Origin of the sequence: Mastigocoleus testarum BC008 (assembly GCF_001456025.1) — a bacterium.
Classification (GTDB): Bacteria; Cyanobacteriota; Cyanobacteriia; order Cyanobacteriales; family Nostocaceae; genus Mastigocoleus; species Mastigocoleus testarum.
Genome location: NZ_LMTZ01000116.1, coordinates 16,101 through 37,062, shown reverse-complemented (window position 1 = coordinate 37,062; position 20,962 = coordinate 16,101). Strand labels below are relative to the sequence as shown.

Here is a 20,962-nt window from a genome sequence, read left to right as displayed (position 1 = left end):
GCTAATCATTTAACGAAAAATGGGAAAAATATATAGAAGCCAGATAGATAATTTTAATTTGTCTGGCTTACACTTAACTTATTAAACATGAATTCCGTATCTAGCATTCACATTCATACAGTAAAACTTAGGTATGTTAGGGTCTTTTTATAAACGAAACTATGGACTCAGGCGCAACCACAACAATACAGGGGGAGCAATTTATCGGCGCAGAGGCGATATTTGAACCCCTCTTTCAAGAACTTAAATCTTCGACCAAAGCTTCAGAGAAAAATTGCCGCGATGTGGCGATGCGAATTGCTGTTGAAGTCGACAGGATTTGTAATGAGAGTAAACGCATTCAAGCATCTGGGACTCTAGAAGAATCAGCTAGAACCTTATCTAAACATAGATTAGACCAGTGTTTGCGGTACTATAGATTGGGCTCGAATCGCGGTCGAATTGAATTGCACAGTACCTTAAGTGCAATAGTTTATCGCTACATCAATCCTCCTCAAAGACAATTAAGTTATCAAGGAAGATTAACGATAATAGAAGACTTTCTCCAAAGTTTTTATCTGGAAACCCTAAATGCTTTTCGGCGAGAAACTCAAACCAGTTCGACCTATCGTCCGCAAACACTTTTAGAATTGGCAGAATATATGGCGTTTAGCGAACGTTATGGTAAACGCCGAATTCCTTTACCAGGAAGACAACAGCAATTAATTATACTTAGAGCTCAAACATTTTCTCAGCAGCAACCTTTGGAAACTTGTGTGGATATGGAACAAGCTGCAGAAGGTGGTGGTAGTGATTCTGATGGATTTTGGGAAGATCCAGCAGTTCAGCAATTGAGAACTACAATGGCTACTCAACCCGAGCCTGAACCCGAAGAAGAGACTCTACGTTCGGTTGTGACTGAAGAATTGATGAGTTATTTGGAAGAGCGACAACAATCCGATTGTGCAGATTACTTCGCGTTGCGTCTTCAGGACTTATCAGCTCAGGAAATTGAGACAATTTTAGGCTTGACGGCTCGACAGAGAGATTACTTACAACAACGTTTTAAATATCACTTAATCCGTTTTGCTCTTTTACATCGCTGGGAATTAGTACATGAATGGCTAGAAGCCGATCTGCATACCAATCTAGGATTAACTCCTTACCAGTGGGAAAAGTACCTGCAAAAGTTAGACCCCAAACAAAAATCTTTACTCGAACTTAAACAGAAAGGACAAACAGATGAAAAAATAGCTAAAGTTTTAGGGTTATCTATGGCACAACTCCAGAAGCGTTGGTTTAAAATTCTTGAACAAGCTTGGGAAATTCGTAACTCCTTAGTGTCCGGATCGCGTGCATCTACTCATGAATAGAGACTCAGAATCCTTACAACACCAAATACTCTGCTGGTTATTGTCAAATGACGATTTAACTGGAGATAACACATCGGTCGAATGTAAGGGAAATAACAGGCTTAATGATGCCTATTCACAAGCCGCCGCTTTTACAAGCGGTGCTTTTGAGTCGGAACTTAAGTCTCAAAACTTTAAATTGGGAGAAATTCCTACTGTGCAAGAACGTTTCCAAGCCGTACTTAAACGTCGGTTAAAAAACCAAATCCAAAGTCGTCCGCCACTTTTCCCTTGGGAAAGTAGTATAACTGATTACCCGGAATATATTGACAATGCTGCAAATGCATTGGTTCCCTGTGGGTCTTGGGTGTTAAAACAGTCCAAGCTCAATTTACCAATTACTTTACCAGAAAACATATTTAGTATCCTGGCTGAACGATGTCAAACATTAGTGGCTTCTTCTTTACCGCTAGGGACTAAGTTAGTGCAAGCTGTGGAAAATCTATTTCCAGAAGAACCACAGGCGCTTAACGATTTGGCTGGATTAGTACTCAGAACTCCATATCGTTCCGTAGATACTCTAGATGTTGTACCAAATTTGGAGAATAATTACTCTGATTTGCAACTATCTCAAAAAATGGCCTTATCTTTGCTAGCAGCTAAGGAACTGTTAGAGAACATGACTCTAAAAGTTTCTACTACCCATCCTACTGTTGAAAGAGAATGGGAAACCACCGCAGGATTAGTAAATATTAGAGTTGAGTACAAGTATCAAGCTGAATACACTAAGCTTTGTATTGAGTACCACCTACCAGCAGCAAGTACTTTAAAGTTGCTCTCCGGTGATTTTGAAGAAATCATACATTCGGCCACTTCTGGATGTTTGAGTATAGATTTGAAACAGCAGCAATTGGATGATTTTTATACATTGGAGCTTGATTGTCCAGAATTTGACAAAAAGCCATTATTCATCGCAATTTTACCGATTGTTTAAATAAAATTACCAACGCTAGACTACTGAATAAATAATTTTTGTGTATAAAAGGTTATCCTGATGTTGAAACTTCCTTTGATTTTTTAGTAAAGCAGTTATTAGGGCAGGTGCTCGGACCGATTAATTAAGCAAAATACCAGTTTAATATGTATTGATTTGCTTGACAAAGGAATCGAATTTATTCCTTCGCTCGGATGAGCCAAAAGACCTATAAATTGCAGCTTTACTTGTATACACATAAGCTGTCTTCTCATCACGATGTTCGATTTTTCCAGGATAACCAGGTTTTGGCGTCTACCATTGAATAATTTTTGGCAGCAGCATAGTCAGAAGTCACCCCCAAAGCAAGTTGAAGATTCTGTGACTTTGCGGGTACTTGTCCTAGCGTTGGTAATTGTGGCAATCATTGCGATTGATACCGCCGCTAAAACAACATATAGTTTTTGGGGTTTGCCTTTATCAATAGTTGGTGCAATTTGGAGTTATTACCATCGCCATCAACGCAATATAACAATTAAGTTTTTTATTGCCATTGGGATGTTAGTGGCATTAGGAACCTTCTTTAGGCGTTTGGTAGGTCATTTTAATGATACTCGCCTAGTACTAGCCCAATTGTTAATTCAACTTCAAATACTTCATAGTTTTGATTTACCCCGTCGTAAAGATTTGGGTTACTCAGTTACAATTGGCTTAATTTTGCTGGGTGTTGCAGCTTCAGTGAGTCAAACATTGGCTTTTGCTCCAATATTGCTAATATTCTTAGCAATTGCACTACCGACTTTAGTTTTTGATTATCGTTCCCGTTTGGGCTTAGGAGATTTTAAAACTAAAACTCAAGAACTAAAATTTAGAGTTAAACAGAAACCTGGGTCGCTACCTTCTTATTTTTTACTTTTTATTTTGATTGTTGGATTGGGTTTAGGTATTTTTGCTATTTTACCTAGATTTCCTGGTTATCAATTGCGTAACTTTCCAGTTAGTTCCCCAATTCAAATCAAAGAAAATTTGACTGGGAAAAGAATTTATAATCCTGGCTATGTTCGCCAAGGTAAAGATAACGACCTGGATAATAATGGTAAATTCGGTCAAGGAAAAATCGGAAAACCAGGAAAAATTGATAATTCTTTTTATTACGGTTTTAACTCTTCGATTAATCAAAATCTACGGGGTAAAATGACCCCCAAAGTAGTAATGCGAGTAAGATCGCAAGTGGAAGGTTTTTGGCGGGTACTTGCATTCGATCGCTATACGGGGAAAGGGTGGGAAATTACTCGTGATGACCAGGTAAAAACAATAAAACGTTCTCCTTGGTCTTACAAAACTCTTCTTTCTCTTGGTAATTTCATTACTCCAACAAAAGAAGTAGTACAGACTTATACGGTTGTGTCAGATTTGCCTAATGTGATTCCTGCAATGGCTTATCCTAAAGAAATTTACTTCCCGACACCAACTGTAGCTGTAGACCCTGAGGGTTCTTTACGCTCTCCTGTGGGGTTATCTGAAGGTTTGACCTATACTGTTGTTTCTGAAGTCCCTTATCGCGATCGCACTGTTTTAAGAAAAGCTTCAACAAAATATCCAGATCCGATCAAAAAATCCTATTTACAAATACCGGAGTCAATTGCAGAAAAAGTTAGAATTCGTACCGAAGAAATTTTAGCCAACTACAACCGCGATCAAGTTGGGAAATCAGATGACACTTTAAATTCAGTCTCTGAAAAAGCTCTTTACTTAGCCCAGTATTTAAAACAGAATTATACAATTCCAGAAAACCCTTTAAACTTACCTTACTTAGGAGAAGAGGAAGATCTAGTGGAAGCATTTTTGTTTAAGTACAAAGGTGGTTATCCAGATCATTTCTCTACAGTGCTTACTGTCATGTTGCGTTCTATTGGTATTCCAACTCGTTTAGTTGCAGGTTTTAGCTCTGGAAGTTTTAACCCTTTTACTGGAATGTATGTTGTTCGAAATACTGACGCCTACGCAATGACTGAAGTTTACTTTCCCAAATATGGCTGGTTTCCATTTGACCCAATTCCATCTCACCCTTTAATTCCTCCTTCCATAGAAGAAACTCAAACTTTTACTGTTTTACGTCAGTTTTGGAATTGGGTTGCGGGTTGGTTACCGTCACCAGTAACAGGTTGGCTCAATTACATATTTGGAATTATATTTGGTGCCATAACATATTTTTTCTCTTGGCTGATTAATTTATTTTTCCAAGGATGGCTTGGGGTTTTAACATTTTTAATCCTTGCGACTGGAGTTAGTTTATTTAGTTGGTTTAGTTGGTTGTTGTGGAGATATTGGTGCAACCAAATTGCTCTGAAGAAACTACCATTGATGGAACGCTTATATCAAGAAATGTTGCAGTTAATGGCAAAAAAAGGTTTCAAAAAACATTCTGCACAAACTTCTTTAGAGTATGCTCAAATTATTTCCACATATTATCCACCAGCAATTACAACATTAATTGAGGATATATGTCAGAGCTATGTAAAATGGCGTTATGGCTGTTGTAATCCCGATCTGAATCGAATACAACAAAAACTCGAACAGTTGCAAAGAGATCTTAAAGATGTTTCCCAGCACTTGAAGAGAAATTAAAAAAAAATCACATCATACGAAAATGCAAAATTTCTATGCAATCAACTGTGGTGACATTGATTGCATAAAAATAAAGATCCCACTGATTGTCATTCGAATCTTTATCTGGTGTTTCAATTGGGAAAAACACTTGAAAAAGCTACATGATAGATTAAAGTGTATTTCGTAACTCATAATCTAATTCAGCATTTCATCTAGGTATATTCCAATCGAAAGCCTCGCCGATGTAGAGTTATAACTAGAGTATCTTACAACCAGAGTATCAAGTTATAACTAATTTTTGACGTTTATTTACGTCGGGAACGTTGTTGGCGACGCTGTCTTTGTCGAGAAACTGCTTTACGTTTCTGTTTCTCTAGTGGAGTTTCGAAGTGACGATTTTTCCTCATGTCTTGGAAAATTCCTGCACGTGATACTTTGCGCTTAAATCTACGCAAAGCTGAATCTATCCCTTCATTTTCACCTAATACTACTTGCGTCATTCTTGTTAATCCTTATATTTTTTACCGTTCAAAAGCCTGAGCTTTTTAAAATATCACACCTAAAATCAGAGCGAAAAAATATTTCCAGCAGTGTCTAGCTTAAACTTTAAGCTGCTGGAGTTTCTAGATAAATATTGCTTGAGAAGTTCATATTCTCAAAGCGATGATTATCGCTTATTTTACCCCGTGATAGACCTCCCATATCTGTAATGAGGTCTTGCTTAATTTACTTTTGAATTGTCTATCGATCCACAAAGCACGATTTTATGCCTCAGTTACTGCATTCTCTTCCTCTTGAAATCTATTTAAGATAAAGGAGCAAGACCCAGTCTTCCAATCATTTCCATATCTGTTACAAACTGAACCTGACTAACCTTAGCACGATTTACAAATACTTCTTCTAAATAATCTTCTGTAACCTGCTTAGATAAGTTAACAAAATAAATTGACATTCAGTGATTCCAATATGGTGTGTTGTAGAGACTTAGCTTCGGAGAAACGCTTCAAAGATTTATACGATTTACACAACCGAATTAATCCTTATCGTTCCAGTATATAGCAATTATGGAAAAACTTTGAAACTTTTATTCAAGATGATTACAAAAAAGATAAAAAATATACCTTATTTCAGAGAATTATAATTAATTGGGAAAAATTACAATAAATCCCTAAATTCATTGAGAATCAAGAACTTTAATTAATAGAAAATCTTATTATTCCCATAGAAAAGATAATCTTTTATTTGACTTGAATTTCGTTGCTATATAGAGGTTGATAATCAGCTAAGCTGTCCTAAGATTTTTTCTGCTTCTTCGCACAGCATTTGATGGCACTTACCATTAGAAGCAATTAGTCCACCCCACTGATTAATATCACCAGTGTTATAAGACAAGTTAGTACCATCAAAGTGTGTAAAACTTCCACCAGCTTCGCTCAAGATTAGTTCAGGGGCTGCTAGGTCCCAATCTTTGGGCGCTGATTTTCCAGAAATTGAAATATAAATATCAGCTTTTTGTTCCACTATTGCTGCAATTTTTCCACCAATACTACCAACTACTTTCTGATTTTTACAAGGTAAGTTTTTTAAGAGATGATTTAATTTTTCATTGCGGTGGCTACGGCTAACTACTAAAGTTAAATCATCTAAACTATCCCGTGTTGAGACGTTTAAAGCTTCAGTAGAATTATCTCCTGTCACACTACGTACTTCGACAAATGAACCTTTACCTTTGATGGCGTAAAATAACTTTTCGGTTTCTGGTTGAGCTACTACTGCTAATATTGGGCGTTTATCTTTTACTAAGGCGATATGAATCGCATATTCACCAGTTTTATTAATAAAATCTCGAGTTCCATCCAAGGGATCTATAATCCAAACCAATTCTTTACTATTCGCAGCTTGTTTTTGATAGGTTTCTTCACTTATATAACCGAAATCTTCACTGCCAAAAGCTGTTTGTAATTGCTCCACAATATAGTTATTTGTTGCTGTATCAGCAACAGTTACGGGTTCATTTTGTTTATAGTTAACCTCTAGATTTTGTTTATTATCCCCACGATAATAGCTACGGAGTATATCTGTTGCCCCCCAAGCAATACTACGGGTAACAGTTAAAATTTCCTCTAAAGTTTTCATTAATTTTCCTTTTGAGCAAAAGATTAAGAACCTAGCTAGTAACTTTATCACGAGTGTTCAGTAGGTGCGAATAATTAATGGTTACGAATACATATTTGGAATCTAAATTCTTACAGATGATTTATTCTCAGCTTTTTCATCATCACAAGCACAAACTTAACTTATAGCAGAAGTCAGGAGACAGGAGGCAGTAGTCAGGAGTGAAACCTACTTTACATATAACTTCTAGCTTTTTGCCTATACCTCACTTACTTGCAATCCGCTATATGCTGCTTTTTTCTTTATGACTCAAAAGTAATGTCGGGTAATTGTAAATAAAGTTACATATAATTGATTGGGCTAACATCAGTGGAAGTCGTTAAAGGTTGGGATAAATTATTTTGAAGATTTCATCCAAAGACGGGTACCAAAGAACTCACAGGAATGGGAAGCAATATTTGCTGCTGAGATGAGTGCGTCTGTAAATTTTTCTCTCAAGATGAAATGGCAAAATGCACCATGGAAAATATCACCTGCTCCTAGGGTGTCGACAGTTTTGATTTTTGGTACATCAATTATTCCAGCTTCGCCTTGGTAAAAGTAATAAATTGGTTTTTCCCCTTGGGTTATGGCAATGTGAGGTACGTTTAATTCTTGAAGATAAGTAGAAACAGCCTGACAACGACTTTTTGTATCCTCTTGGGGTATATCGGGACAATTGGGTGGATAAAAATTCCCGGAGCAAATAGCGTAATCCACTTTAGGTAAAATTTGCTCAAAACCAGCTTTCCAACTACCACCATCAATGACTACAGGTATACTTCTAGCTTTTGCCATCTCGGCAATATGAAGCCCTACTATCATTTGGTGCCCATCAATTAGGACTATATCCACATCGTCTAAAATATTATCTGGAATATTTTGTGCGTTTACTTGAGTTTTAACAGCATTAATCGATATGACAGCACGTTCTCCGGTGGCTTCAGTAACAATAATTGAAGACACTGGTAGTGAATTATTGTTATGAGGAGCTAGATCGGTAACAGCAACTTTGTAATCTTCTAGATCGGTACGAACTATTTGAGTCATTGGATGAGAACCAATAACTCCTAAAACTCTGCCTTGCTCCCCCAAATGATTAAAAGTTACTGCTGCATTGGTTGCTGGACCTCCAGCTGCAACTGTACAGTCAGCAGCAACAATTTTTTGGTTGTGCTTGGGAGGTGATTCGGCAAGATAAATCAAATCTAAGGTAACTAAACCAACAAATAACCCATGCTTTTTCATCTTTCTTCACTTGTAATCAGTAATCGGTAATGAAATAAAAATTGGTAGTGGCTAATTAATTAGTGATAAATAATTGGAATTACTACCCAGCGAAAAAATTTTTGAATGATGATTTTTTAATGGAAATTAAACCAGGAACGCTTTATGTTGTCGGTACCCCAATCGGCAATTTAGCGGATATGACATTTCGGGGCGTACAGGTTCTGCAAGATGTAGATTTGATTGCAGCTGAAGACACCCGTCATACGGGAAAGTTACTGCAACATTTTCAAATCAAAACTCCCCAGATAAGTTACCACGAACACAATCGTAGTAGTCGCATTCCAGAACTGTTACGACACTTAAATGACGATAAATCCTTAGCTTTGGTTAGCGACGCCGGGATTCCAGGAATTTCCGATCCTGGCTATGAATTAATTTCGGCTTGTATCACTAAAGGAATTTCTGTGGTCCCTCTTCCTGGTGCTTGTGCAGCGATTACTGCATTGTGTGCATCTGGCTTACCTACAAATAGATTTATGTTTGAGGGTTTTTTGCCAACAAAAAGAAAACAGCGACAACAAATCTTAGAATCTTTACAAGCAGAAACTCGGACTTTAATTTTTTATGAATCGCCACACCGCTTGCGAGAAACGCTAGAAGATTTAGTTGCTGCTTTTGGAGAAACTCGTCATTGTGTGCTAGCACGAGAACTAACTAAACTGTATGAAGACTTTTGGCGAGGTTCTTTGAAGGAAGCGATTTCTCTCTATCAAGAAAAACAACCTCAGGGTGAATATACTCTTATTCTTGAAGGAACTTCACCTGATCGAACACAACTTTCCGAAGCGCAACTTAAAATAGAATTACGATCGCTAATTACTCGGGGAGTATCGCGGTCGCAAGCTAGCCGCGAATTAGCAAAACTGACTTCTATACCTCGACGTCAACTTTATCAGTTGGCTTTAGATATTAAAATAACAGAAGAGAACTAAAAGTATTTAGGGAAGAATAACCTATAAAGAGGGGCATGTTCTAATATTTTGTAAAGTTGGGGAGCAAACCTTCTAATTTTTGAATTTTTGGGGTATTAATTATATTTTTACCTAACTTGCTTTTGTCTCCTTCCTAACTTTGAGAACAGCGATTTGCAATTAGGATGTTATGCTCAATAAACCTTTTCCCAACACGAGGGAAGCAAGCACAATTCAGAAAAACTGAGTAAACTTATACATTGAATTGTGCTTCTACAGATTTATCTATTTTTGGGTATGTTTGTCGAGATATTTAGAAGCGGTTAATATTACAATTGTCAAAAACAAGAAAAAGAGGAAAGTTCGAGAATGACCCAAGTGGTTTTAGGAGAAAACGAAGGAATAGATTCAGCATTGCGCCGCTTTAAGCGTCAGGTTTCCAAGGCGGGGATTCTTGCCGATGTAAAGTATCATCGTCATTATGAAACCCCCCAAGAGAAACGTAAACGGAAAGCTGTAGCTGCTAGACGTAAGCGTCGTTATAAGTAAACCTAAGTTCGACCAATTCGAACATGCTGACTAATTTTTAACCAAGTCCAAGCAGTTTCTTTTTTATAATTATAGATATTAAGATAAATCCACCTCACCCCTGTTAGGGGTGCTGGGTGTTTGCTTTTTAAGATGATTGATTCTTGGGGAGTTAATCTTGGGGGATTTGAATAAATTTTGCATTGCAACGATTCATCGCTTTTTCCACGCCTTGCTTGAGAGACAATTCAACACATTCGACAACAAATTCTAATATTTCTGGCAGAATTTGGTTCTCAACTGCCGAAAAACGCCCTAAAACATGGGAAACTGTATGCTTGTTGCTATTGGGAACATTAGGTTTATTTGGTTTGCCAATACCAATTCGCAAGCGGGGAAAATTCTGAGTACCAAGGTGAGATATTGTACTTTTTATCCCATTGTGTCCCCCTGCAGAACCAGATAAACGCAAACGAGTTTTACCTATGGGTAAATCGAGTTCATCGTAAATCACCAAAACAGATTCTGGAGAAATTTTAAACCAGTTTGTGGCTGCGCTAATTGCTTCTCCCGAACGATTCATATAAGTCAGTGGTTTAAGTAAACGGATTTTTTCACTTCCGAAACAAATACCTTCCCCATATTCCGATTTAAATTTACGATTTTGCGCCAACGAAATTTGCCAGTATTTCGATAAAGCATCAATCGCAGCAAAACCAATGTTATGGCGTGTTTTATCGTATTTTGGTTCTGGATTTCCTAATCCGACGATTATTTTGGGAATTACTAATTCTTTCTTAGTTGTTTCACTCACTTTTATGCTTTCATTGGTCATAGATCGATTTTCTTCGCAATAACTGTATTTAATTAATGTTAATTGTTTGGGGAGAAGGTTTAAATATTTAAATAAAGCTTTCTTTAAATAATCGTGAATTAATTCTCACGAGGACACAATGGAAGAAAATTAATCTTTAATTTCTTTATCATTATTATGAGTCGAGTTGATATTAATTATCAGTATTATTAATTATTTGTATGGGAGGTTCGCACACTTCAAATGCATTGATTATAAATTCAAACTAGCGTAAATTTTATACTTATTTTTAACAGAGTAAGAGGGAACCACACAATCAAAAATTTTAGGCAAAATTTTTTAGGTTCCCTCCATTACACAACCAAGTTCTAATGAAGTTGGAGAATTTCGGCTAGTTTTCTTAAAAGAAGATCCAAAGAGTAAATCACTACTCGTTAATATGCTAGGGATTCGCTGTTCCCATAAATTAATTAAGCATCAGCAGATTCTACAAGACCGTAAAATATACCTTGAATTTTGACTTCCTTAGGATCACCAGCACCTAAATCTGTATCAGAAGGCTGTTCGCTGATAAAGGTACCAGCAATTTCGCCAGTGTCGCTGTTGACTTTAGAGATAGACAAAGACATTTTTCCATCTAGAACTTCAGTGCGCTTAACATTTGCACGAAGTAATTCTTCATCATCTGCTTGGGCAGGAAGAGCCACTGCATTATCATAACCAGTAGCAACACCACGACCTTTGGGGTCAAGGAAAGTTGCACCACGATATGAAGGAACTCGGAAAGCACCTTTAAAATCAGTTGAAGTATTAATACTGGTTAATCCAGGTTGTGTTTCACCTGTAAAACCTTTAACAGTAAAGAGGAAAGGTATACTCTCACCACCAGGAAGTTTTACGGTAGTTGCTTGAAAGTCAAAACCTTCTCTTTCTTTAAAAGTTAGACTACCATCAGAATTAATGATTAAATCGCCTTGAATCTGATCCAAACTAGAAGTCTTACGAGTCAATAATTTTCCGGCTACAAATTCAGCCTCTTGGCGTTTGTTTGCGGGTTCTTCTTTGACAAAGTAATTTGTTGGCTGTAAACAAAGTTCTTTAATTTTATAAGATTTGCTCGAGTCAATAGGAATTGAACCCCGACTGGTTTCTGATAATTTGGGACATATGTTTGCTAAGCCTGTATTTCTAATTTGGTCATAGCTTAGTACATCATTGCTTCCAGCTGTTGGACCCTCGCTACAAGCGGTGAGAAACCCCAGACATAAAGCTAAGACAGCAACAAGTAAAGTGCGAAACCTCATGGTCAACCTCAATGTCAAAATTTAATATCTAAGTTGTCAAATTACTCTGCTAAACATACTTAAACGTATCATGTTTGTCCTTAGCAGGGTGTAATACCCAATTTTTATGGCTATTTAAGCCAGATCATACGATTTTTTTTAACTCAAAATCAAAACATCATGCCACCACTTGGACAAAGTAATATGGTTTTTAGTTGAACGATCGTAGACGTACTAATTTTTAGCTTAATACTCAAAGGGTGCTGAAATAATAGGAATTTATGATTTTATGGAAATTTTGGACCAGCATTTTTTCACAGTTAATTGTTAAGTTTTAAAACTTAAGGCTAAAATCTATTGTTCAATAAAATCCGTTAAATCTCCTGCTGCCTCAATAAAGTATCATAAGCTACTTTGTTCTCCGAGTCTGTTTCATCTAAATGAGAGCCAAGCGATTAGTGAGATTGATTCTTAGAGAAAGCTGCTGGTTACAAATTAGTTCCGTTTCACTCTCTAAAATTTTCTTAATTATCTAGAAAGAGTGAGTTAAAAGTCTTTATTAAGAGATAATGAGAGTTATAAGCAGAAAATAGTTTTTTTATCTATATAATCAGTAATTTGGGCTATTAAAAGTCTTTAAAGGGTAAATATAAGTCAAATATTGGCAATACCTGTATTCTTTTGATTTATAATCATGCTTTGTTCTTCGCAAATTTGAGTATTTTGGATTACAAAATATTCTGAGTTTTTAAATCAAAGGTTAAAATTTAATTTTTTATTTGATAGCGCAATTGGGATTTTATATATTTCTCTGGTTTTCTATTGCTGGAAAAGCTCATGCAAGCCCTAACAGAATAATCGAGATTAGTAAATTTTTATTAATTGAATTGACAGGGATACAAGTATGTATGTAGATAAAAGTTTTGAACGTGAAAATTTATCTCAAAAACTGCAAGAAATAACTTCTGCCATTGGTGATGCAGTTGAATTTTGCCAAGGAGATACTATTGCACTTTTAAGTTTGCTAAGAAAGTTAGAAATGTTACATCGTGAGATCTGCGATGAGGAATTTCAACGGAGTTTACCCGATAATCGTCATGGACTTTATGCATTATTGCGTGAAATTGAATCAGAGGGAGGATGGCCTTATATTGAGAGGATGAGGCTGAAAGATTTGTTGTCAAATTTAGAAGCAGAGTCTTTCGAGTGAAAAGCCTCCTAAAACAAAATCAAATACTTTGCCATGTAAGGAAGTAAGCAGATTATTTTATACCTTGGCAAAGATAACGATCGCTAGGGAGAACATTGTGGTTGTGGTTCAGGTAGTTGTTTACCCATCCGCAACCGCGTACTAATAGGTTATCTAAATCCAAATTCCAGAGAATAATCTTATTATCATCGCTTGCGGATGCTAACGTGTTTCCATCGGGGCTGAATTTTACGTTGAGAACCCGACTTTGGTGACCATTAAGAGTTTTAATTAGCTTACCATCGCGATTCCATAGTTTAACTGTATTATCAAAGCTGGCAGCAGCTATAATCTTGCCATTAGGGCTAAAGTTAACAGCATTTACGCTTTCGCTATAACCTTTAAGTAATTTTTTTAATAGGGTTCCATCTCTTCGCCACAGGGCGATAGTATTGTCCCAACTGGCAGAAACTAATAAATTATCGGTAGGACTAAAACTTGCACTCAATACCCAACTTTGATGGGGAAAAGTTTTCAATAATTTACCATTACGCTGCCAAATCTTCACTGTTTGGTCGTCGCTAGCAGAAGCTAAAACTTTTCCATCCGGGCTAAAAATTACCTCATTTACCCGATCTTTATGACCTTTGAGAGTTGTAATTAGCTTACCTTTTATATCCCAGATTTTGATAGTTTTATCTTGACTTGCTGATGCAATTAACTCCCCGTCCGGGCTAAAGCTGACGCTATTAACATTATCACTATGTCCTACAAGTGTGTTGAGCAAAGAACCATCGTATTGCCACAGTTTAACTGTATTGTCATTGCTCCCAGATGCAACTATTTTCTCCTTTGGATGGAAACTAACGCTTTTTACTAGGTCTTTATGTCCTTTTAAAGTCTGATAAAGCTTACTTTTTAAATGCCAGTCTTTCCGTGCTATTTGCCAAAGTTTGACCGTTCTATCTTCACTTGCAGATGCTAGCATTTTGCCATTTGGGCTCCAGGAAAGATTTATAACCCCTTGTTTGTGTCCTTCAAGAATGGGTAGTTTTGATGAGGTCAAACTTGTTAAATCCCAAAGTTTTAAGCTTTTATCTACACTTGCAGAAGCCAGTACTTTACCATTGGGACTTAAAGATAAACTAGTCACAGTATCACCATGACCTTTAAAAGTTTCGATTAATTTACCATTGGCAATATTCCAAAACTTAATTGCATTCTCCTCACCACCGGAAATTAAAGTTTGGCTATCGGAGCTAAATTGCAGGCTAAAAACTATATCAACTTCGTTTAAGGTTCGATGGGGAATAAATCGACTATTTATTTGGCTGTTATTGAACTGCTCATTCTCTGTCCGCCAAATTCTAACTTTTCGATCTCGACCTGCAACCGCCAAATATTTACCGTTAGGACTAAAAGTGACAAATGTTGTTCCTTTTGGACGTTTCGGTAAAGTTTTGAGCAAATTACCATTACGTTGCCAAATCTTTACCGTTCCATCTTGGCTTGCTGAAGCAATTAATTTAGCATCGGGGCTAAAAGTCACCCAGTTAACCCATCCTTGGTGTCCCTTAAGAGTTTTAATTAGCTTGCCGTTACTTTGCCAAAGTTTAATGGTGCCATCTTTACTTCCAGAAGCCAACATTTTGCCATCTGGACTAAAATCTACAGCATAAATCCAATCTTTATGCCCCTTGAGGATTTTGTGGGGTTTGGAGTCAAATTTCCTACTGTTTGGATTTAATCGCCAAAGTCTAACTGTTCTATCAAAACTAGCAGAAGCAAGAGTTTTTCCGTCCGAGCTAAAACTAACACTAGTAACACGACCGGTATGACCTTGAAGAGTTTGGCTGAGGAAACCATTAGGATGCCAAATTTTAATACTTTTATCCCGACTTCCTGACGCCAATAATTCTCCATTAGGACTAAAGCTGAGATCCCAAACAGCGTCTTTGTGTGCTTCTAGACGGTTAAGTTCTTTTACGCCGTAGATTGCTTGTTGCAAAGCTACCGCTACCCGCATCCTAGTATCTGCTTGTACCCCTGAAGATTGTTTTAGTTCTCGCCAAGCCCGCAAACTTTCTAAAAGAGCATCAAATTCTTTATTATTGGTAAATAAAACTTCGCTTGCAATGGTTAAGCTGGTAATTTTGAGATTTGTCTCGCTACGTTCGGCGCGTAAAGTTTGACGAAATGCTGCTCTTTTTTGAAAATCAGCTTGCCACCATAGCCCACCAATACTTCCCACCATTGCTGCTAATACCATTCCAACTACACGTGCTTCGCGCAGTCTGGTGCGTAATATTAAATTTAATCGGTCTTGAGAACGTTTATGTGCTAATTCAGCTTTGGTTTTCTCAAACTTAACTTTCTCTAGTTCTGCACTCACCCCACTATTATTTTTTCGCCGAATTGGAGCTACTAAATAATCATGGACTAATTGATAGCGATTGCATGCATAGGGCTTACGCTTATCGCCTAATTCAGTAGGTACTTGTAGAACTAATCCACTGCCGACCAGTATTTCTAGAATTAATCCCAAACTGGTGGGAGATACCATTAATATCTCTGTATTAACATAATCTTGATCGCTTTGGTCGCTAAATTCTATTTCACCAGAAGAATCTACACTTTCCCATTCTCCGCCAAGATCCAGTTCGCTTGCAAATTCCTGTAGTAGAGCACCGATCAATTCTGTTTTTGTTTTTAGAGGTCGCGTACCTTTCTCATCGGTTAATTCAAAAAGTAATTGCCAACTTAACCGTTCGTATTCTTGACCGCAATCCTTAATCACTTCTTCCAACCAGCATTCTACTAGTTTTGCCGAACCACCACGCTGTCTATATGCTTCAATTGTTGTAATATTGTCGGCTTGAATTTGAGCCCCTACTATTTGTAGTTCGATGGGGTGGACTTGTGAGTCATCAGCAGCTAGCTCTGCGACTAATTCTGCAATCAATTCATCGCTAATTTCATAATGGGAGCGTTGAGTTAAGCTATGAATAATTTCGATTGCATCGCCAGGAGAAAATTTACCAATGTAATAGCGAATATCTTTATCGAGAATATTTCGATTAATTACTCCTAGATCGTAAACTTTTTCACCTTGGTAATTACTGTAACGCTCAAATTCCAAGAGGTAATGTAAATAATCTTCTCTTAGAGAAAGTAAAATTTTCACAAATGGGATATTTAAACATTCCCCAAATAATTTATAAAAGTCATATCTTTTCTGACTAGTTTTACAAACAAAGAAAAATTCTTCAAACTGGTCAAAAATCAGAATGATAATGTAATTCTTCTCAGATAGTAACTGGATTTTCCGAATAACATTGCTAGGGGAAACTTTTAAACTAAAACCAACTGTAATATCTGTCTGGGCTATAGCTCTATCTAAATTTTTGGAAATAGCTTCTAACCAATCAGTGTAAACTGATATAACAATTGGTAAAGCTTGACGGTCGCCAATAATTTTTTGCTTGAGTGCAGGTACTAATCCAGCTTTCAAAATTGAACTTTTCCCAACTCCACTGGGACCGTGGATAATACTTAACTTGCAGTCAGCGCGGCTAATTCTCTCAATCAATCGATTAATGTCCTGGGACCTACCGGATGCGGTAATTTCCGGTGCAACTTCTTCTAAAGGGGAATCTATATTTTGAAATGGTAAAACTGGATTCACCCGATAGCGTTGTGGTTGTAATTGACTTGCACCAATAAAGGCGCGAAAGCCATACTGATGTTCTATTTGAATTTTTTCTTGTTTGAGTTTAAAAGCTTGAAGATAATTATGAAATTGGCAAAAGTAAAGCGATCGCAGTTCTTCAATAATTTCTAAATAAAGTGCTGGTTGGTATTGTAACTCGCAAACTACTTTTGCCCATTCTAGATTATTTACTGCTTCGTCCCATCGGTCTAAATTTCTTTGAATGCGTCCTAATAACAATAGATACCAGCTTTCTTGTTGACGCGATGCTTTAGGAGCAAATGTTGCATGGGAAATTGCTGTATTTACTAATTCATAAGCTTGAATCCAGTTAGAATCAGAAATTGCTGTTGCAGCAAGGAAACCATAATCTTGAGCTAATTGTGCTTGATCGCCGTAATTTTTGTGTAATTCTAAGGCTTTTTGAGCCAGAATTCTTAATTCTTCCCAGGCTTTTAAGCGTTGTAATGTTTCACAAACAGGGATAATAAACTTAGCAATTAATTGTGGTTTATCAGCTTTTTCTAAAACTTCCAAACATTGGCGAAACCAATTAAGTGCTTTTTCTCCATAAATTCTATTAAGTGAGGGACGCAGATCGGCCATTCGGCGATAGCATAATCCCAAATGAAATAGAACAACAGCTAGACGACCGGAAGAAAAACAAGAATTTAAACTCAATGATTCTTCTTTTTTTTCAGTTAATAAGATTGTTTCCTCATTAACTTTTGACTGCCAAAACTCTAAGCTATGTTGATAATGAGTTAAAGCATCATCAATTTGATCATTAACATATTTATCCCGCCCCAAAACAAACTCTAAATTTGCTGATAATTCTGGTTCTAAGTTAACTCCATATAGTCGCAGTAAATCATTCCGAGCAGACTCAATTTCTCGACGATGTGGAGAACTAGGATCTAAATCTAAAGCTGCATTTGATAAAAATTGTTCTGTACCTGCAGCTAATATAGTGTCTAACAAACATTCTGTTTCTTGTCGAATTAGAGTGATTAAGTCCTCTTGGGACATTTCAAATTTTATTGTAGTTGCAGCCCAACTTTTAAAATCAGGAGCTAATCGCGATAATAAAGTTGCAACATCATTTTGTAACCACAATATAACTGGGAAAGGAAACTTGTCAGCATAGACATCTCTAGCTTGATTAATACTAGTTAATAAATCTTCCAATGCAAGATTAGATTCTAAACCAAAGACTATTACTGAAGTTGGTAAAGAATCTGAAGCCACAGCAGGATTATCTAAAAACAATTCTGAAATTATTGCCTTATGTAAAGTTGTGGCAGAGGATGGAAGGAGAATTTCTCTTAAATATATATCCTTAGTTAAATTGCGAATATTCTCTACAACTTGTTCGCGTAATTGTTGATAGTTACAGCGCACTAAAATTAGTGAGAATTGACTTCGAGAAAGTTCAATCGCTCGGATAAGCCTTTGTAGGGAATGCTTATTTGGAGCCACACTTGTTTCTGTAATTTCCCACTCTCTCATAATTTAAAATAGAGCTTTAATAAAATAAACTTAGAAGTTATCAATTAAAACTTACAAAAATTTATGTTTAAAAAATTTATGTTTAAAAAATTTAGATTTAAAAAATTTGAATTTACAAAAATGAAAATATAGCATTCTTTAGTCAGAAAGCAGAATTATTCATCAACAATCAACGATTAATAATCAAAAAGTTTAAAATCAGGTTGAAGAGATTTTAAGATTGGGGGACACTTAGCATACGTTCTTGTTGCCAAGAAAGTACTTTTTCTGATTCTGCAAGGGCTGGACTAATTCCAAACCATCTCCCTTGGGGATCGCGATATTCAAATACAAACATACTTCTGAGTAATCTTTGATATTCAGTTTCGCCTCGGACTGTTTGTTGTTCTACAACTTGAAATAATAATTCCCACTCTTGATCGTCAATTGCTAATAGCAAATCATCTCGATAATCTTTAATTACAGCTTCCAAACATGCTTGAGAGAAAGGTGGATCTTGCCTTTGTAAGCAGCTGTAAAGTAGACCCAATAGATTACGAATGTGACCGCCACTTACCCGACACAGACGATCTAATGTCTCCAAATTATCGAATAATTCGGTAATCAGAGCAAATCTTGCATTCCAAGTAATATCCGGAAAAGCCCTAGCTAATACCAACTGGCGTAAAAGAGACATTCCTGGTTCGTAGTCACCACCAGAACGTTGACGCACCCTTACCATTGGTAATACTTTTGGAGCTATTCCTCCTCCGAGGCGATTTTTTAAAGTCTGATACTCATTAGAAAAAATCAATCCTAAAGGGATAGTATAAACAACATGACAATTGAGCCTGCGTAATTGTTCGCCCCGATCAATAAATAAATACTCTGGTTGCGATCGCCCTGACGGCATTGGGCGCATGTCTACCCGATCTAAGTTATCAACAATTACAACTAATCCTTTTTGTCCCCTAAATTTAAGTTGCTTAATGGCTTTCTCTAATACTTCTTCGTTAATGGCTTGCAAAATGCTGTTGGTACGAGGCTCCAAATATTGTCGCAAGTGGGTGCGTAAATGTGGACTATCCTTGGTTTTTGCAGTAATCTTGGCAATTCCTATAGAAAGCTCAGCTTCCGAAAGCTCTATAGAATTATGAAAAAAATCTCCAATTTCCTTAAACAAGTTACTGAAATAACCTGCTGTAATCTTGATCCCAACAGCTTCTAAGCTAAGGCTGACTTGACGTGCCACACTCAACAAAATATCGCTGATATCAATATCTGCCATGTCCAAATCTTGGCTAGACTCAAAGTAAACTACGTGAAAACCCGCACTTTCTAATTCAGCTTTGAGCCTTTGTAGCTCTGTAGATTTACCACAACCAATGTGCCCCGTAAATAACTGACAGGTCGGCTCATCGGGAGATATACGTGCGATCGTCCGTTGTAGTTCCTCGACTATTTTGCAACCTCGAACATCGGAAAAATCTATATAGTATTGTCGGTCGGCAACATCGCCCATAGCTAGCGTTTTGCTAGGATTACAGGCTTTAAAAAAACGTAGCAAATTAAGTGTATGTCTCATGTAGATGCAATCATCACTTGTAACTAATTTATAAGTGTTCGACTATAAGCGTTCGACTATGAGCGTTCGACCCCCTAACAGCTTCAACCCTGTGCCAAAGCGATTTTAGTTAAGACAAAAAGGATTAATATAACCCTGAATATACTGAGTCATTTGTCCTTTTTACACCTGCATTTATTGTTTTGCCAACACCTAAGGAGTTTTTAACAAATACAAGTCGTGAGTCAACATCAGTTAAATTACTGAATTTAAATATTTACTGGAGAGAAAATAAATATAGATCGAATCCCATTTTTTTTATCGTTAGCCTTAGCTATAGGCTCATATCAGGATATATTCATGATAGAAACTTTGCACATACGCGATGCTGTCGCTAAGCGCTAATTTGGTAAGCTAATTGTGTAAATTTAGTCTCAGTCTTAAATAAGTCTAATTGATGTTGATACTATTACTGTCGAGCTATTAAAAGTATCTTAAATAACTTTGTGCTTTGATGCGTGCGAAACAAAAATTATTTACGCGTAAGTTTTGGCATTATATGCGGTAGAGTATTTATAATTTTCACATCAAACCTAGCAAACTAAATATTACTCAAGCTTTACTCCAACTGCTTTATAGTACAAATAAATTTTATAGTACAAATAAATTATTTCAGGGATGCACAATTGGGAGTATTGAACTTCAGAAGAGAAATTTTCTTTGCATAATTGAGATGGGATACACCAAAATGAGCACAACATAATAGCTATCCAACATCATTCTAATGATTTAGGCATATCTGTTTCCCGGTAATCAAACTTTTGTAACCCACAGATTTGAAAATCATTAAACTTGATGGGAAATTACTTGAGATGTGCAAAATTTAACTTTATATAAGTTCTCTAAACTACGATTTTTGGTTGACATCTCATATAATTTTTGTTGGACAGAAATTTTTAGGAGGCTTTGTGTGTAAAGAGTTCAGTAGAAAAATCAATTTATGAATGATGGAACCGACAACAAATTTAATTCGAATCTTTCTTTCCTTGAAGACTAAATATTGATACAATAATATCCAATTTACTTATTAAGAATCACCTCCATAGTCAAGCAAGTTC

General features: G+C 36.6%; 14 protein-coding genes. 6 read left to right on the top strand and 8 right to left on the bottom strand.

All coding sequences use genetic code 11. The features are described from left to right. The first annotated feature begins 161 nt into the window (after nt 1–161). The 3 genes from hetZ to BC008_RS29190 all read left to right on the top strand — a co-directional run bounded on the left by hetZ (nt 162) and on the right by BC008_RS29190 (nt 4,932). On the top strand, nt 162–1,352 hold the full coding sequence (gene hetZ, locus BC008_RS29200; protein ID WP_027841049.1) for a heterocyst differentiation protein HetZ: 1,191 nt from the start codon (nt 162–164) through the stop codon (nt 1,350–1,352). Further along, complete coding sequence (locus tag BC008_RS29195) at nt 1,345–2,325, top strand: hypothetical protein (protein ID WP_027841048.1); 981 nt, start codon at nt 1,345–1,347, stop codon at nt 2,323–2,325. The genes hetZ and BC008_RS29195 overlap by 8 nt, the downstream gene beginning before the upstream one ends. A gap of 258 nt (nt 2,326–2,583) precedes the next feature. Continuing rightward, nucleotides 2,584–4,932: a DUF3488 and transglutaminase-like domain-containing protein gene (locus tag BC008_RS29190; RefSeq protein WP_027841047.1), complete on the top strand. Its 2,349-nt coding sequence runs from the start codon at nt 2,584–2,586 to the stop codon at nt 4,930–4,932. A gap of 287 nt (nt 4,933–5,219) precedes the next feature. Here BC008_RS29190 and rpsU (BC008_RS29185) read toward each other — a convergent pair whose 3' ends face one another. From rpsU (BC008_RS29185) to BC008_RS29175, 4 genes are all read right to left on the bottom strand, one after another. Continuing rightward, nucleotides 5,220–5,414 carry a 30S ribosomal protein S21 gene (gene rpsU / locus BC008_RS29185; protein WP_058183744.1) on the bottom strand — a complete coding sequence of 65 codons (195 nt, stop codon included), beginning with the start codon at nt 5,412–5,414 and terminating at the stop codon, nt 5,220–5,222. Between the two features lie 305 nt (nt 5,415–5,719). Further along, nucleotides 5,720–5,866 carry an RNA recognition motif domain-containing protein gene (locus BC008_RS49780; RefSeq protein ID WP_161938130.1) on the bottom strand — a complete coding sequence of 49 codons (147 nt, stop codon included), beginning with the start codon at nt 5,864–5,866 and terminating at the stop codon, nt 5,720–5,722. Between the two features lie 326 nt (nt 5,867–6,192). Further along, nucleotides 6,193–7,050 (bottom strand): 3'(2'),5'-bisphosphate nucleotidase CysQ family protein, encoded by an 858-nt coding sequence (locus BC008_RS29180; RefSeq protein WP_027841046.1) that lies wholly within the window; start codon nt 7,048–7,050, stop codon nt 6,193–6,195. A 375-nt stretch (nt 7,051–7,425) separates the two neighbouring features. Then, nucleotides 7,426–8,316, bottom strand: coding sequence for a sugar kinase (locus BC008_RS29175; RefSeq protein ID WP_027841045.1), 891 nt, complete (start codon nt 8,314–8,316; stop codon nt 7,426–7,428). A gap of 119 nt (nt 8,317–8,435) precedes the next feature. On the opposite strand from BC008_RS29175, the gene rsmI reads away from it, so the two are divergent. Further along, complete coding sequence (gene rsmI, locus BC008_RS29170; RefSeq protein ID WP_027841044.1) at nt 8,436–9,290, top strand: 16S rRNA (cytidine(1402)-2'-O)-methyltransferase; 855 nt, start codon at nt 8,436–8,438, stop codon at nt 9,288–9,290. 348 nt (nt 9,291–9,638) lie between these two features. Next, on the top strand, nt 9,639–9,818 hold the full coding sequence (gene rpsU / locus BC008_RS29165; RefSeq protein ID WP_027841043.1) for a 30S ribosomal protein S21: 180 nt from the start codon (nt 9,639–9,641) through the stop codon (nt 9,816–9,818). A 151-nt stretch (nt 9,819–9,969) separates the two neighbouring features. On the opposite strand, the gene pth is transcribed toward rpsU (BC008_RS29165), so the two are convergent. Together pth and psbO are read right to left on the bottom strand one after the other, a co-directional pair. Further along, complete coding sequence (pth, locus tag BC008_RS29155; RefSeq protein ID WP_063800779.1) at nt 9,970–10,632, bottom strand: aminoacyl-tRNA hydrolase; 663 nt, start codon at nt 10,630–10,632, stop codon at nt 9,970–9,972. 449 nt (nt 10,633–11,081) lie between these two features. Continuing rightward, entirely contained in the window at nt 11,082–11,915 is an 834-nt protein-coding gene (psbO, locus tag BC008_RS29150; protein ID WP_027841041.1) for a photosystem II manganese-stabilizing polypeptide, read from the bottom strand. A gap of 883 nt (nt 11,916–12,798) precedes the next feature. Between psbO and BC008_RS29145 the strand changes: the two genes are divergently transcribed. Continuing rightward, nucleotides 12,799–13,104: a hypothetical protein gene (locus BC008_RS29145; protein WP_027841040.1), complete on the top strand. Its 306-nt coding sequence runs from the start codon at nt 12,799–12,801 to the stop codon at nt 13,102–13,104. A 52-nt stretch (nt 13,105–13,156) separates the two neighbouring features. Here BC008_RS29145 and BC008_RS29140 read toward each other — a convergent pair whose 3' ends face one another. Together BC008_RS29140 and BC008_RS29135 are read right to left on the bottom strand one after the other, a co-directional pair. Continuing rightward, the gene (locus tag BC008_RS29140) at nt 13,157–18,301 is read right to left on the bottom strand and encodes a WD40 domain-containing protein (RefSeq protein WP_027841039.1); all 5,145 of its coding nucleotides are present in this window, start codon (nt 18,299–18,301) and stop codon (nt 13,157–13,159) included. A gap of 214 nt (nt 18,302–18,515) precedes the next feature. After that, on the bottom strand, nt 18,516–19,865 hold the full coding sequence (locus tag BC008_RS29135; protein WP_027841038.1) for an ATP-binding protein: 1,350 nt from the start codon (nt 19,863–19,865) through the stop codon (nt 18,516–18,518). Nucleotides 19,866–20,962: the final 1,097 nt, after the last annotated feature.

Bases quoted from the DNA above. Each gene is read 5' to 3' on its own strand.
- BC008_RS29190 (WP_027841047.1), top strand. From the start codon at position 2,584: ATGTTCGATTTTTCCAGGATAACCAGGTTTTGGCGTCTACCATTGAAT.
- BC008_RS29180 (WP_027841046.1), bottom strand. From the start codon at position 7,050: ATGAAAACTTTAGAGGAAATTTTAACTGTTACCCGTAGTATTGCTTGG.
- BC008_RS29140 (WP_027841039.1), bottom strand. From the start codon at position 18,301: ATGAGAGAGTGGGAAATTACAGAAACAAGTGTGGCTCCAAATAAGCAT.
- rpsU (WP_027841043.1), top strand. From the start codon at position 9,639: ATGACCCAAGTGGTTTTAGGAGAAAACGAAGGAATAGATTCAGCATTG.
- BC008_RS29145 (WP_027841040.1), top strand. From the start codon at position 12,799: ATGTATGTAGATAAAAGTTTTGAACGTGAAAATTTATCTCAAAAACTG.
- rsmI (WP_027841044.1), top strand. From the start codon at position 8,436: ATGGAAATTAAACCAGGAACGCTTTATGTTGTCGGTACCCCAATCGGC.
- BC008_RS29135 (WP_027841038.1), bottom strand. From the start codon at position 19,865: ATGAGACATACACTTAATTTGCTACGTTTTTTTAAAGCCTGTAATCCT.
- rpsU (WP_058183744.1), bottom strand. From the start codon at position 5,414: ATGACGCAAGTAGTATTAGGTGAAAATGAAGGGATAGATTCAGCTTTG.
- BC008_RS29175 (WP_027841045.1), bottom strand. From the start codon at position 8,316: ATGAAAAAGCATGGGTTATTTGTTGGTTTAGTTACCTTAGATTTGATT.
- BC008_RS49780 (WP_161938130.1), bottom strand. From the start codon at position 5,866: ATGTCAATTTATTTTGTTAACTTATCTAAGCAGGTTACAGAAGATTAT.
- pth (WP_063800779.1), bottom strand. From the start codon at position 10,632: ATGACCAATGAAAGCATAAAAGTGAGTGAAACAACTAAGAAAGAATTA.
- psbO (WP_027841041.1), bottom strand. From the start codon at position 11,915: ATGAGGTTTCGCACTTTACTTGTTGCTGTCTTAGCTTTATGTCTGGGG.
- hetZ (WP_027841049.1), top strand. From the start codon at position 162: ATGGACTCAGGCGCAACCACAACAATACAGGGGGAGCAATTTATCGGC.
- BC008_RS29195 (WP_027841048.1), top strand. From the start codon at position 1,345: ATGAATAGAGACTCAGAATCCTTACAACACCAAATACTCTGCTGGTTA.